Annotated in this window: 15 protein-coding genes and 1 pseudogene; 3 read left to right on the forward strand and 13 right to left on the reverse strand. The window is 43.6% G+C overall.

From position 1 onward, the window contains the following. Positions 1 to 10: 10 nt before the first annotated feature. The 4 genes and pseudogenes from AC59JT_RS09690 to AC59JT_RS09705 all read right to left on the reverse strand — a co-directional run. Entirely contained in the window at positions 11 to 1,573 is a 1,563-nt protein-coding gene (locus tag AC59JT_RS09690; RefSeq protein WP_497398198.1) for a S41 family peptidase, read from the reverse strand. 50 nt (positions 1,574 to 1,623) lie between these two features. Then, a complete protein-coding gene (locus AC59JT_RS09695) occupies positions 1,624 to 2,232 on the reverse strand; it encodes an HAD family hydrolase (RefSeq protein WP_497398200.1) in 609 nt (202 codons plus the stop codon). After that, a complete protein-coding gene (locus tag AC59JT_RS09700; RefSeq protein WP_497398202.1) occupies positions 2,222 to 2,527 on the reverse strand; it encodes a hypothetical protein in 306 nt (101 codons plus the stop codon). The genes AC59JT_RS09695 and AC59JT_RS09700 overlap by 11 nt, the downstream gene beginning before the upstream one ends. After that, positions 2,528 to 3,187, reverse strand: a pseudogene (locus AC59JT_RS09705) (ABC transporter ATP-binding protein); the annotation flags it as partial. A 170-nt stretch (positions 3,188 to 3,357) separates the two neighbouring features. On the opposite strand from AC59JT_RS09705, the gene sucC reads away from it, so the two are divergent. From sucC to AC59JT_RS09720, 3 genes are all read left to right on the forward strand, one after another. After that, complete coding sequence (sucC, locus tag AC59JT_RS09710; RefSeq protein WP_497398204.1) at positions 3,358 to 4,548, forward strand: ADP-forming succinate--CoA ligase subunit beta; 1,191 nt, start codon at positions 3,358 to 3,360, stop codon at positions 4,546 to 4,548. A 348-nt stretch (positions 4,549 to 4,896) separates the two neighbouring features. Further along, entirely contained in the window at positions 4,897 to 5,415 is a 519-nt protein-coding gene (locus AC59JT_RS09715) for a YceI family protein (protein WP_497398206.1), read from the forward strand. 182 nt (positions 5,416 to 5,597) lie between these two features. Further along, positions 5,598 to 6,218, forward strand: a complete 621-nt coding sequence (locus AC59JT_RS09720; protein WP_497398208.1) for an L-threonylcarbamoyladenylate synthase — start codon at positions 5,598 to 5,600, stop codon at positions 6,216 to 6,218. 41 nt (positions 6,219 to 6,259) lie between these two features. Here the strand turns inward: AC59JT_RS09720 and AC59JT_RS09725 are convergent, their stop codons facing one another. The 9 genes from AC59JT_RS09725 to recR form a co-directional block, all read right to left on the reverse strand. After that, positions 6,260 to 7,486 (reverse strand): type II toxin-antitoxin system HipA family toxin, encoded by a 1,227-nt coding sequence (locus AC59JT_RS09725; RefSeq protein WP_497398210.1) that lies wholly within the window; start codon positions 7,484 to 7,486, stop codon positions 6,260 to 6,262. Then, entirely contained in the window at positions 7,483 to 7,791 is a 309-nt protein-coding gene (locus tag AC59JT_RS09730; RefSeq protein ID WP_497398212.1) for a helix-turn-helix domain-containing protein, read from the reverse strand. The genes AC59JT_RS09725 and AC59JT_RS09730 overlap by 4 nt, the downstream gene beginning before the upstream one ends. Positions 7,792 to 8,033: 242 nt before the next feature. Next, positions 8,034 to 8,804 (reverse strand): tryptophan synthase subunit alpha, encoded by a 771-nt coding sequence (gene trpA, locus AC59JT_RS09735; protein WP_497398214.1) that lies wholly within the window; start codon positions 8,802 to 8,804, stop codon positions 8,034 to 8,036. Between the two features lie 104 nt (positions 8,805 to 8,908). Beyond that, on the reverse strand, positions 8,909 to 10,090 hold the full coding sequence (gene trpB / locus AC59JT_RS09740) for a tryptophan synthase subunit beta (RefSeq protein ID WP_497398216.1): 1,182 nt from the start codon (positions 10,088 to 10,090) through the stop codon (positions 8,909 to 8,911). After that, a complete protein-coding gene (locus tag AC59JT_RS09745; RefSeq protein WP_497398218.1) occupies positions 10,074 to 10,715 on the reverse strand; it encodes a phosphoribosylanthranilate isomerase in 642 nt (213 codons plus the stop codon). The genes trpB and AC59JT_RS09745 overlap by 17 nt, the downstream gene beginning before the upstream one ends. A 1-nt stretch (position 10,716) precedes the next feature. Continuing rightward, a complete protein-coding gene (gene trpD, locus AC59JT_RS09750) occupies positions 10,717 to 11,706 on the reverse strand; it encodes an anthranilate phosphoribosyltransferase (RefSeq protein WP_497398220.1) in 990 nt (329 codons plus the stop codon). A gap of 252 nt (positions 11,707 to 11,958) precedes the next feature. After that, positions 11,959 to 12,774: an SDR family oxidoreductase gene (locus tag AC59JT_RS09755; protein WP_497398222.1), complete on the reverse strand. Its 816-nt coding sequence runs from the start codon at positions 12,772 to 12,774 to the stop codon at positions 11,959 to 11,961. After that, positions 12,758 to 13,594 (reverse strand): glycosyltransferase family 2 protein, encoded by an 837-nt coding sequence (locus tag AC59JT_RS09760; protein WP_497398224.1) that lies wholly within the window; start codon positions 13,592 to 13,594, stop codon positions 12,758 to 12,760. The genes AC59JT_RS09755 and AC59JT_RS09760 overlap by 17 nt, the downstream gene beginning before the upstream one ends. A 3-nt stretch (positions 13,595 to 13,597) precedes the next feature. Next, complete coding sequence (gene recR / locus AC59JT_RS09765; RefSeq protein WP_497398226.1) at positions 13,598 to 14,215, reverse strand: recombination mediator RecR; 618 nt, start codon at positions 14,213 to 14,215, stop codon at positions 13,598 to 13,600. Between the last annotated feature and the right edge of the window lie 26 nt (positions 14,216 to 14,241).

The following is a 14,241-nucleotide window of genomic DNA, read 5'->3' on the forward strand; positions in this document are numbered from 1 at the left end:
CCGTCAACTATTAATTTTTAAGCTTTACAGGCTTATCATAAAATAAACCACTGTATTTGCTGTCAACTAAACTTTTTGCTGCTTCGTTGGCTTGTTCGGCTGTAAAAGTGCTTTTGGCTGTTGATTGTATTTGTGGCGAGTTTGACTCGAATGTGCCAAGGTTTACATAATTAAGCGCGTACTTTAATAAACGCTCATTAGCATCACCAAAATCTTTTGTGGCATCATCCACGTCATTTTTGCCGGGGTAAGCGGCCGAGCCGGGCGTCATACCGGCATAATAACCACCTTGTCCAAGCGCATTTTTTGTTTCAAACTGCGGGATATACATCTCGTACTTATTGATCTTGATATCAAAAAAACCTACCGGCTTGCCAAAAGTAGTTGTACCAATAATTTTAACATCGCTCATAGCCGCTTTAACGTTATTAATAACCAACTCGCTGGCCGATGCAGTGTTACCACTCACAATAAAAAATACCCTGCTTACATTAAGCGACCCGATTTTAGAGAAATTAACCGCGTTACCCGCCACCGAAAAATCGATCTGGCTGTAGTTATAAGGCTTACCGGTATTGGGGTTTACCCGCACCTGGTTAGCCAGTATAGTACCTTTCCCGCTTGTTAAAATGTCATTAAAATAGGTATTGTACATTAAAGTACCTGTTTTTGTGGCCGGCACTATGAGGTTACACAGGTGTTCGGCAGTGCTTACGTAGCCACCACCGTTATACCTAAAATCAACTACCAGGTCGGTAACGCTATTATTGGCAAAATAGTTAAAGGCTGCATCCAACGGGCCATCAGCAATAGCATCGCTGGTAAAGCTGTTAAATACAATATAGCCAACCTTGCGGCTATTGGCTGTAGTTAATACTTTATAGGTAATAACCGGGTTTATGCTATAATTAGCAATGTTTAAAGTAATGCTTGAGCTTGAAGCATCAGCCTTTACCACGGTCATGGTGATGGTGCTGCTATTGGTATAGGCATTAATTACAAAGTTAGTGTGCGGTCCCGATGAACCGTCAAACGAGAGGTTGCTGTTACCGTTAATAACCGTTATCCTGTCGCCACGCTTTATACCAGCCTTATCTGCCGGCGAACCCGCGTACACATATTTTACCCTCAGGTCGTTGATATCATTATAAACAGGTGCAAAACCAAAATCGCCTTGTGTAGCATTTAGCTTTGAAGCAACACCGGCTACATCAATAAACGAGTACTTAGCCTCGCCCGGGTTGGGTGTGTAATATTCAAAAGGCTTTTGCGTATCAGGATTGATCTTGTATTGCGATATAGCGTTAACTTCTTTTTGTAAGGCGCTCAGGTCATCGCCCGCCGAGATACTACGCGGTTTAAAAGTGCCGTAAGTTGGCAGCGCATCGTACCAATAATAAGTTTGCTTGGCATACAGGTAAACCGAATCGCGCATCAGATCAAGCGCCGACCCATCTTTTGTTGGTTGCGAACCATCATCCCCTCCATTGTTATCCGGGTTCTTTTTATCTTTTTTACAAGATGTCGTTAAACCCAACATCGCTATCATCACACAAAATAACGCTCTTCTCATATTACAATTTAAACGTTTTAACGTATTAACATTAAATATGTTATAGCAAGTTATAAAAACTGATTCACGTTAATGTAATCAATTCCTAAAGCTTCGGCACATAACTTATCAGTTTCGGCATTTTCTATCATCACCAGGTCCCTCCTGCTTAAACCGTGATCTTTCATCAATAGTTCCAGTGCGTCGGTTTCCGGCTTGGGTTTGGTTTCGTTGGCAAAGTAGCAGGTTAAATAAGGCTCAAGCTTGTTCCATTCGGTTTGCTTGATCTTATTCAGTTGCAGGGCCAGCTCGCCATTTGTTACTATAAATATACGCTTTCTATCTACAACAATAGCCTGCATCAGATCCAGTATTTTTTGGTAGATGAGCAGCTTAAGCGGCAATTTGGCCGTAAGCACCAGGTTGTCAAAAGCTGCGCGGTATCTTTCAGCCAGCGCGAACTTCTCTTGTGTACGGTCAAATACCACGTCCTTCCCTTCTGCTATATACGTAGCGACCATGAAATCCGTTACAGCTTTCGCATCAATTAATTCGGTATACTCAATGGCGCCCGCAAACAGGTAATACACCTGGAACCAGTAATCCTTTTCAGGATAGATCACATCATCCAGTTCAAATATAAAGGCGGTTTTATGCGGGGCGATGTCGTTATAGGTCATTATCGGTAATATGTATTTCGATGCCGTATTCTTTAAACAATAGCATCGATTCGATCAGCAATTTGGCTTCGGTTATATTAAGGGGATAAATAGCGGTCACCCCGTTATCCAGCGACAAGGCCAGCATCTGGTGCGTGTACGAACTCGAAGCCGGATCAGGCAAACGCAGCACTGCGCCGCTTTTGATCATAAAATCGGGCATGGGCAGGTAGTCGCCCAGCACCACTTCTTCGGTGATCGTTTTTTTAAGCTGATGTGCTTTGGCAGAACTGGCGCCGGTTATCAATACACTCATTTAGCTAACAATTAGTCCGTCTTTCATTACCACTTTGCGATCGGCTATATTGGCCAGGTCCTCGTTGTGGGTAACGATGATAAATGTTTGGTTAAACTCGTTACGCAGTTTAACAAACAGTTCGTGTAACTCGCGGGCGTTGTTAGAATCGAGGTTACCTGAGGGTTCGTCAGCAAATATCAAAGCCGGCTTGTTGATCAGGGCACGGGCCACGGCTACACGTTGCTGCTCGCCACCTGATAGTTGGTTGGGTTTATGATGGATACGATCGCCTAGCCCAAGCATATTCAACAGTTCGGTAGCGCGGGCTTCCGCATCAGCTTTGGATACGCCGGCTATGAACGCCGGGATACATACGTTCTCCAAAGCGTTAAACTCCGCCAGCAAATGGTGAAACTGGAATATAAACCCAATTTGCCGGTTACGGAAGTCGCTAAGCTTTTTATTATTTAACTGGCTTAACTCAATACCATTAATATATAGCTGACCCGAGTCGGGCTTATCTAGGGTACCAAGTATATTAAGCAGAGTGCTTTTACCGGCACCGGATGCACCTACAATGGTAACTATTTCGCCTTTTTGTACCTCAAGATCAACACCTTTAAGTATTTGGAGCTGCGCGTATGATTTATGGATAGCTGTTGCTTTTAGCATGGGGTCAAATTTAGTGAATAGCGGTTAGAGATTGGTGATTAGTTACTTAATTTTATAAACTACCTTTCTTCTATGTAACATTTTTAGTTAAAGCAAAAAACTAATCACTAATCTCCAATCACTAATCTCTGTTTTCGAAACAAATCATTAGATTTACCGCAAATTCTTCGAAAAGCATGAATATTCACGAGTACCAAGGTAAAGCCATATTAAAAAGTTTTGGTGTTAGAGTACAGGAAGGCATTGTAGCCGATACTGTTGAACAAGCTGTTGAGGCAGCTCAAAAATTAAAGGAAGATTACAACTCGAGCTGGGTTGTTGTTAAAGCCCAGATACATGCTGGTGGTCGTGGTAAAGGTGGCGGCGTTAAACTGGCCAAAAACCTTGACGAGGTTAAAGAAAAAGCAGGCGCCATTTTAGGCATGCAACTGGTAACCCCGCAAACCGGCCCCGAAGGTAAACTGGTACGTAAAGTATTAGTTGCGCAGGATGTATATTACCCGGGCGAAAGCGAAACCAAAGAGTTTTACATCAGCGTATTGCTTGATCGTGCTAAAGGCCGTAACATTATTATGTACAGCACCGAAGGCGGTATGGACATTGAAGAGGTTGCCGAGCACACGCCGCATTTGATATTTAAAGAAGAGATAGATCCTAAAGTTGGTTTACAGGGGTTCCAAACCCGTAAAATAGCTTTTAACCTTGGCCTGTCGGGCGAAGCGTTTAAGGACATGACCAAGTTCATCGCCGCTTTATACAAAGCTTATGATGCTACCGACTCATCAATGTTTGAGATCAACCCTGTTTTAAAAACATCTGATAACAAAATATTAGCTGTTGACGCCAAAGTAAACCTTGACGACAATGCCCTATACCGCCATGCTGATTTTGCAGCTATGCGCGATGTTACCGAGGAAGACCCTACCGAGGTTGAAGCAGGTAAATCAAACCTTAACTATGTAAAGCTTGACGGTAATGTGGGTTGTATGGTTAACGGTGCCGGTTTAGCTATGGCTACCATGGATATCATCAAAATTGCCGGTGGCGAACCTGCTAACTTTTTGGACGTGGGCGGTACCGCTAACGCGCAAACTGTTAAAGCCGGTTTCAACATCATCCTGAGCGACCCTAACGTTAAAGCTATCCTGATCAACATATTTGGTGGTATAGTACGTTGCGACCGTGTTGCACAAGGTGTTATTGACGCTTACAAAGAAATTGGTAACATACCGGTACCAATCATCGTTCGTTTGCAAGGTACTAACGCTAAAGAAGCGAAAGAACTGATCGACAATTCGGGCTTAGAGGTGTTCTCGGCTATTTTGTTAAAAGAGGCGGCTGAGCGCGTTAAAGAAGTGTTGGCATAGCCGGTGATCAGAGATCAGTTTGACTTTCTGACGTATATAAAAGGGGCTTATGGCCCCTTTTTTTATGGTCTAATATATCTAGGGTGCGCCACTTTTAAAGTGGCGCACTTGGCGCACTTATTTTCCATAAAGCATTGATAATAAAGAATTTAATTAAAAAAGCGGCGCAAAGCGGCGCATTCTTTATTAATTTTAAGTATTTGATTATCAATAACTTATTACATCCCCACAAAATTGATTATTAAAAGTGGCGCACCAAAAATTAATTGACAATTAAATTACATGTTTAAACATCTATTGTATTATCTTTGTCTCAACAAATAAGAAAAACATAAAACAATCCTAATCATGGCAACTACAAAATGGGTATTAGACCCAATGCACTCAGAAGTACAATTTAAAGTTAAACACTTAGTAATATCTACCGTAACCGGCTTTTTTAAAAGCTTTGAAGGCGCGTTAGAAACCGAAGGCGATGATTTTGCTAACGCGAATATCACTTTCTCATTAGATGTAAACAGCATAGATACTACACAGGAGGCCCGCGATGGCCACTTAAAAAGCGCTGAGTTTTTTGACGCAGAGCAATTCCCGAAAATCACTTTCCAATCAACTTCGTTTGATGGCGAGGAATTGAAAGGCGACTTAACTATTAAAGGCATCACCAAACCGGTTACTTTAGAAGTTGAGCACGGCGGTACCGCTACCGATTTTTACGGTAACACTAAAGCCGGTTTTGAAGTAACAGGCAAAATCAACCGTAAAGAGTTTGGTTTAACCTGGGACGGCGTAACCGAAGCAGGTTCAATCGTTGTTGGTGAAGACATTAAATTGATCATCAATGTACAGTTTGCAAAACAAGCGTAATTAGTGATCAGGAATTAGTGAGTAGAGATTAGTGCGATCACTTATATAGCAGAGGCCATCCGTTAATTCGGGTGGCTTTTTTGTTTACGTTGCACCGGCTAAAACACTCGCGCAATTTTATAGTTATATTTACTGAAAATTGGCTGCAGGCTTTTCTTCAGCCATCTCATCACACCTGCCACATGTTAATCAAAATATACCCCGAAAATCCAAACGAGAAAGCCATACAACAGGTAGCCGAAGTGCTGCGCAAAGGCGGCCTTGTTATCTACCCTACTGACACGGTTTATGGTTTGGGCTGTGATATTACCAATCACCGGGCTATTGAGGCTATTTGTAAGATCAGGAATATTAAGCCCGAGAAAGCTAATTTTTCTTTTGTGTGCTATGATCTGAGCCATATTTCGGATTATATCAAGCCTATTGATAATACCACGTTCAGGGTATTGAAAAAGGCTTTGCCCGGGCCGTTTACGTTTATATTTAATGCCAGTCACGCAGTACCCAAACTGCTAAGCTCCAACAAAAAAACGGTTGGTATACGTGTGCCCGATAACAATATTGCCCGTTGTATTGTAAAAGAGTTAGGCAACCCTATCTTATCCACCTCTATCCACGATGAGGATGATATCATCGAATATTCAACCGATCCGGAACTGATCTACGAGAAATACCAGGATCTGGTGGATATCGTAATAGATGGTGGCTATGGCGATAACGTCCCTTCAACAGTGGTTGATTGTACAGCAGGTGATTTTGAGATCATTCGTGAAGGTAAAGGAGATCTGGAAGTGTATTTGTAGTTTGCCAAAACTTACGAAGTTTATAAAACTTCGTAAGTCTATCATATCTTGATAACATTAGCCACCAATTTAATGTTAGCCGCCGAAACCTGGTGATGTTTTGCCAGCTCGGTCCATTTTTGTAATGAGTGAGTTGTACGCTCAATAACTTCGTCAACTAAATTCCTTGATAATTTGACATCCTGCCCAAGTTTTACCAGATGGCTGATTTTTGGATGCCTGCCCTCTCCCATCACCGTTGTGCTTTGTTCGCCATTGGGGCCGGCAGAAAAAGTAAGGTCGTACGCCGGGGCCAACTTCCAAACGCCATTTTCATCCATCAGGAAACTGAAATTTTTAGCATGGTCATCGCGGTTATGTGCTAACACGTTGAATACGGCCAACCGATACATTTTCTCCACTTCACGAATATCCCTGGTTAATGCACCCGTTAAATTGAGCAGATCTTCATAATCCAGTGAGGGGGTTCTAAAATCGCTATGCAATAAACCACTTGCTGTATGCATGTGCAGGCGTTTGTTTCCATCCCTGTCAAAACGTTTAACAGCAAAGTAGCCTGCTCCCTTTTGTGATGAAAAAAGATGCACCTCCGGCATCAGCACGCCGGCTTCTTTTGCCATTAAAGCATAAACATATTCAATGGCTCCGGCATCCTGCCCAGCTTGTGTATTACAAAATTTAACCAGCCAGGGCTCAAAACCTTGTTCAACCGTTTTTGAGCCATAGGTAATTTGCTTACGGTCTTCACTAACAGCAATAAGCGCCTTCGGACGCGCGCCGGCGGATGAACCATTCAAGGCCAGCAGTTCTTTGATCACTTCTTCCGAACTCCCTTGTAATACCTCCGCCGTTTGTAATGCCAGATGGTCAAGATCAATTTGAGACTGATTATCTGCAGGACTGTTGTCGGGCTCATAAACCAATGCGCCCATGCCAGATGCGCCAACATGCGCCAGGCGATGCAGCAGCGAGATACTTGCCGGTAAAACACCTTGCGAACGAAGCAAACGATCAAAAAGTAACCGCCCCCAGCCATCCGGCAAACTATCGCTAAAAACCCCGGCAAGCCCTTCAAACGGGCGCTGCGGTAATTGGATAAGACCGTTTTGTAAAGGCAACTTAAATGGAGAAATTGCTAGTCCTTTTGAGATGAAGGCATTATCATATTCAAAATAGACAATGCCGTCGCGCATGGCCAGACGCCCTACGGGCTGAATATCCGAGCCGAAATCCAGGCCAACTTTTACTTCAGTTACCGGTACGCTCATTTTTTATTCCCCCTTTTTCGGGAAGTGCTTCCCGTATCTTTCAGCACATCATCTATCGAGGCGAAAACTGGCTTTGAGGGCTTCAGTACATCAATAATATCTTCTATCCCACCAATCACCATCAAAAGTTTCAAAAAAGATTCCAGTGAAATCGAACCTTTTTGTTCAAACTTACGCAATGTGGGTAGCGGGACACCCGCGCGTTGCGCCAGGCCTTCCTGGGTTAAGTCCATAGCCAAGCGCCTGGCCCGAACATTCTCGGCAATTTTAACCTGCGCTTTTGATGTTGAAATAAGTGATAACATTGTATTAGTTTTTATTTAAAATAACATTTAACTAATATTATTGTATCACAAATATAAGAAATTAAAAAGGAATCTCATTTGATTTATGTTGATCTGTACTAACAACACTTTCCCAACACGTCATAGCGAACGTAGTGTAGCTATCCCCTATAGATAAGGTAGGCGCGCGAACACCCTCAAGAGAATTACTACGCTCGTTCCTCGCTCGTAATGACGATATGGTTTGAAGATTGGTGTAAGTACTATCCTTTTATCGACTTTATAAACGCCGGTATCTTCTCTAAATAACCTTCCTCGCCCAATAACTTCACAAACTTACTGCCCACAATAGCGCCGTTAGCGTACTGGCAGGCTTTAGTGAACGTAGCATTATCAGATATACCAAAACCGATGATCAAAGGATTACTAAGCTCCATAGCTTTTACGCGGGTGTAGTAAGCCTCGATGTTATCAGAAACATTCAGATTGCCACCGGTAATAGATGATGATGACAACAGATAAATAAAGCTATTGCTCAATCCGTCTATCTTACGGATACGATCAGGTGATGTTTGCGGTGTCACCAGGAATATATTGCTCAGGTTGTTTTCTGTAAAGAATTTAGAATACATCGATTCATACTCATACATCGGCAGGTCAGGCACGATCACGCCATCTACGCCACATTCCGCGGCTTTCCTGCAGAAACGCTCTACGCCATATTGCACAATAGGGTTTACATAGCCCATCAGCAAAATAGGGATCGATACACGCTGACGCAGATCTTTCAATTGTTCAAACAACAAGTTCAAGGTCATGCCAGCATCCAACGCTTGTTGCGAACTAGCCTGAATAGTGGGACCATCGGCCACGGGATCAGAATACGGGAAACCTATCTCCAGGAAATCGGCACCGGCCTTCTCCAGCGCTTCGGCAATCTCTACCGTGGTATCAATTGCAGGATAGCCTGCGGTATAGTATATCGAAAGAAGATTCTCTTTTTTAGTTGCGAAAAGTTGGTTGAGACGGTTCATTTTTTTGAGTCCATAGTCCATGGTCGATGGACCATAGTCATTTTGTTACTGATAATAATAAGTCCAATTTAACCATGGTCTATGGACTATCGACCATCGACTACCTAGTAGCCAAAATATTTAATGTAAGTATCCAGATCCTTATCGCCGCGGCCTGACAGGCAGATCACTACGTTATCGGTTGGTTTAAATTTCATTTTCTCCAGTTGTGCCAGCGCATGCGATGATTCGATAGCCGGGATAATGCCTTCCAGTTGGCAGCACAGCAAACCAGCCTGCAAAGCTTCGTCATCGGTTACACTGGCGTACTGCGCGCGCCGAATCTTGTACAAATGCGCATGCTGCGGACCAATACCCGGGTAATCCAAACCTGCCGAAATGGAATATGGTTCAACAACCTGCCCATCTTCGGTTTGCATCAGTATGGTACGGCTGCCGTGTAATACGCCTTCCTTACCCAAAAAAGTAGTAGCCGCCGAGTGGCCGCTATCAACACCTTTACCAGCTGCTTCTACCGCAACCAACTGCACGCTTTCATCATCCAAAAAATGATAAAACATACCCATGGCGTTGCTTCCGCCACCTACGCAGGCCAAAACATACTCAGGTAATTCTTTACCGGTTTGCTCCAACAGTTGCGCTTTAGCTTCTTGTGAGATAATAGCCTGGAAACGAGCCACCATATCCGGGTAAGGATAAGGGCCAACCACAGAACCGATGATGTAATGTGTGTCAACCGGGTTTGCTATCCAATCGCGCAGGGCCTCATTGGTGGCATCCTTAAGCGTTTTACTGCCCGATGTTGCCGGTACTACTTTAGCGCCCAGCATTTTCATGCGCGACACGTTGGGTGCCTGGCGGGCCATATCAATCTCACCCATGTAAACTACACATTCAATACCCATCAAAGCGCAAACCGTAGCCGTAGCCACGCCATGCTGACCGGCACCTGTTTCAGCTATAATACGTTTTTTGCCCAGTCGCTTAGCCAATAGTATCTGCCCAATGGCATTGTTTATTTTGTGCGAACCGGTGTGGTTCAGGTCTTCACGTTTCAGGAATATATTGGCACCATACTTTTCCGAATAACGCTTAGCGTAATACAGCGGCGAAGGGCGGCCCACATAGTCTTTTAACAGTTTATCAAACTCGGCTTTAAACTCCGGATCATTGATGATGTTGATGTATTGTTGCCTTAGTTCCTCCACATTTGGGTACAACATTTCGGGCACGTAGGCACCACCAAAATCGCCATAATATCCCTGCTCGTTAACTCCGTATTTCATGTGTAGTAATTTGTTTTATCGTGTTAAACGCCTGCTTCAGTTTCTCAACATTTTTAAGCCCGGGCGAAGTTTCAAATTTGCTATTTAAATCGACACCGTAAAACTGCGGATGCCTTATATTTTTAATTTCTTCAATATTATCCGGCCCCAGGCCTCCGCTCAGGAAGAATGGGACGTTCAAAGTGTATTTATCCAGAATTCGCCAATCAAAAGTCTTGCCCGAACCACCGTGTGCCGACGTTTTGGTATCGAACAGAAAATAGTCGACTTTGTTGGCGTAGGCTGCTAATTGGCCGAAGTCAAAATCCTCATCAACCCCAAAAGCTTTCCAAACCTCTACCCTGTCGCGAAACGATCGGGCAAAATCCGGGCTTTCGCTGCCGTGCAATTGTATGGCGTTGAAACGGTGTTTGGCTATTAGCTCATCAATTACCGCCTTTTCCTCGTTTACAAAAACAGCCGTTTTATAAATATCAGCCGGCAGGTTATCCAGGTCTGCTGCCGCGATGTCGCTCACAAAACGTGGCGAACGGTTGTACAGGATAAAACCCAGGTAATCGGGCTTTAAGGCTGCTATGGCCTTAATATTATCCGCATCGAGCATGCCGCAAACCTTAATTTTCATCTTAGCCTTCGATTAAACTTTTAAAGCTTTGCAGCGCTTTTTTCCGTGTTAGTGATTCCTCGGCCTCATAAAAACAATCGGCAAAGGTTTTATGTGGGTTGATGGTTTGGATAGCAAGCGCCGCGTTTGCCAGTACAACATTACTTTGGGCATCGGTGCAATCGTAATTCAGCACATTCATAAATATGCCTGCCGATTCGGAAACGGTACTGCCGCCTTCAATGTCTTTTTCGCTCAGCCGCTCAAAGCCTAAACCTTCAATGGTATGGATCTTTTCGCCGGCTGGTGTAAATGTCTTAAAATCGCAGGTTAATGATATTTCGTCATAACCATCCAGCGCATTTAGTATTGTATATTTTCTGTCAGATCGTTGGTACAAATAAGCATACATCCGCGCCAGCTCCAAATTATAAACACCTACCAGTTGGTTTTTAGGCCTGGCGGGATTAACCATGGGGCCCAGCATATTGAAAAAGGTTTTGATACCCAGTTCGCGGCGAATGGGTGCCACATGTTTCATAGCCGGGTGGAAAAGCGGCGCGTGCAGGAAGCAGATGTTTGCTTTATCTAAACTGCGTTTCAGCTTATCCATATCGTTGGTAAACTGGTAACCCAAATGCTCCATTACATTTGACGAGCCGCAGCCTGATGACACACCGTAGTTACCATGCTTGGCGACCTTATAACCAGCTCCCGCTACAACAAATGATGCGAGGGTAGATATATTAAAAGTGTCTTTACCATCGCCGCCGGTGCCGCAAAGGTCTACCACTTCGTTGCCCTCCAGGTCTACGGGTACGCAAAGGTCAAGCATCGCGTCGCGGAAACCTTCCAGCTCGTTTACGGTAATGCTGCGCATGCAGTAAGCCGTCATGAAAGCGGTTATTTGCGAGTTATTGTATTTGCCTTGCGATATGGCGGTTAGTATTTCTTTGGCCTCATCGCGGGTGAAAGTTTTGTTCTCAAAAAGATGGTTTAATATCTGTTTCATATCAGGGGGTCCCTAAAAGGGATTGTTTTAAAGCCTTAAACGATAATAATAAAAAAGGGTTACCTGTATGGCAACCCTTCGTTAATATCATATAGTATATGGTACGGTATTGCCTTACGATCTCTCGTTAAGCCACCACCAATTGTTATTTAAGTCTTTAATTTTCATTACGTGCAACAAATATGAATATCGTTTTTTATAAATGCAAATGGAATGTTGATTTAATCGATAGATTATGTTAATGGACCTAGACTATTTCAAAAGGGGATCTTTTTCCTTCGCAAAAACATTATACACCAGCTTATCTAAAACAGCCGGCACCAGTTTGCTTAGCAGAACAGTAAGTTTGCCCTGTCCCGTCATCACTAATGTCCTGGCACGTTGCTCTACCCCATCAACAATCAGCTTAGCTACCTCTTCCGATGTCATCATTTTTTCTTCGTGCAGGGTGCTTTCGCCTTGTTGCTTGCCTTCTTTGTTTAGGGCCGTGTTACGGATGTTTGACGCGGTAAAACCCGGGCAGGCGGTCATTACATGCACGCCGGTTTTTAAATTCTCTACACGTAGCGAATCCAGGAAACCATTCATCGCGAATTTAGATGCCGAATAGCCCGAACGTCCCGGCAGGCCCTTATAGCCCGCAATAGACGATACACCTACGACGGATCCTTTTGATTTCAGCAATTCGGGCATGGCAAATTTGGTGCAATACACCATCCCCCAAAAGTTAACATCCATTAGCTGTTTTAGTACTTCCACATCAGTATCCTTAAACAAAGCCCGCATAGAAATACCCGCGTTGTTGATCAAAACGTCAATCTTTCCAAAAGTGATTACAGTTTGTTTAATGAGGTGTTCACAATCGCTTTCGGCGGTTACATCGCATTGCACGGCAAGGGCTTTGATGTTGTATTGTTTTTCCAGCTCCTGCGCTATTTCGCACAGGGTAACGTATTGCCTGGCGCCTAAAACCAGGTTAGCGCCGCGGCGGGCAAATTCATGGGCTAAAGCTTTACCGATGCCCGAAGAAGCGCCGGTTATAATAACAATTTTATCTTTCAACTTCATATTGTGCCTGGTACAGCTGTATGCCTGCCGGTACTTTTATTTCTGGCAGTTTAAACAGGTACTTTGTGGCGAAGATAATCATAGCACCATAAAAATGCTTGATATATTGCCAGCTAAATTTAGACAGCAGCCGGCTTTTAAAGTTGATGATATATGTTTTTGGAAAATAGTAATTTTTGTAACCGGCTAAACGCATACGGTATGAAAGATCAACATCATAGCCGAACATAAAAAAACGTTCGTCAAACAAACCTACCTCGTTCAATGCCGAGCGGCGCATAAACATAAAAGCACCGTTCAACACATCGATCTCCGATGTTTGAAACTCCTCTACCCACTCTTTATGATTACGATTGGTTAAGCGCGATTTTACGAAGTGTTTAGCCAAACCGGTAAATTTAAAAAACGCTGCCCAAGCTTTGGTTAGTCCGCGTTTTGATTCGGCCAGGAAGCTACCTTGCGGACCCAACATCCTTACGCATAATCCGCTGGCATCATTGTGCGCATCCATAAACTCTACGGCCCTATCTAAAGTTTCCTTGCCGCAAATAGTATCCGCATTGACTAATAAAACATACGCGCCTTTGGACATTTGTATACCTTTGTTAGCGGCTTTGGCCACGCCTTCATGAACTGTATTAGCTATTACCTGTAATTGCGGAAACTCCGATTGGAGCATTGTTATGGAGTTGTCGGTTGACGCGTTATCAACCACAATTATTTCGTTATTGATATTGCCAGCGGCCTTTATTAAAGAATTTAACGACAGCTTAAGCAAATCACAATGGTTATGATTTACAACAATTACAGATAGTTTCATACATTACTTGGTTAGTGAATTTTCATATGGAACACGTGTAGCGATAGACCGCCCGAGGGTGATCTCATCCACATACTCCAATTCACCTCCAAAAGCTATGCCACGGGCAATGGTTGAAATACTAATGTTGAAATGTTTTAATCGTTTGTGCAGGTAGAAGATGGTGGTATCACCTTCCATAGTTGCGCTAAGCGCGAAAATTACTTCTTTTACATCGCCGGCGTTAATCCGTTCTACCAGGCTATCCACTTGCAGATCTGACGGCCCAACGCCATCCATTGGCGATATTAAGCCACCCAGCACATGGTAAACGCCATTGTACTGGCTGGTATTCTCAATAGCCATCACATCGCGGGTATCCTCTACAACGCAGATCAAACCACGATCACGCTTATGCGATGCGCAGATCTCGCATTTAGGCTGATCGGATATATTGTGGCAAACCTCGCAAAACTGTATTTCGTTGCGTAATGTCGAAATAGCGTGGCTGAATTTCTGAACGTCCTGCTTATCCTGGTTTAACAAATGCAAAACCAGGCGTAAAGCGGTTTTCTGCCCTACTCCCGGTAGTTTTGAAAATTCGGCAACGGCGTTCTCAAGAAGTTTTGAGGAGAAATTCATTTTGCGAATTTAATAAATAATGGGTA

This window comes from Mucilaginibacter sp. A3364, from assembly GCF_059690715.1.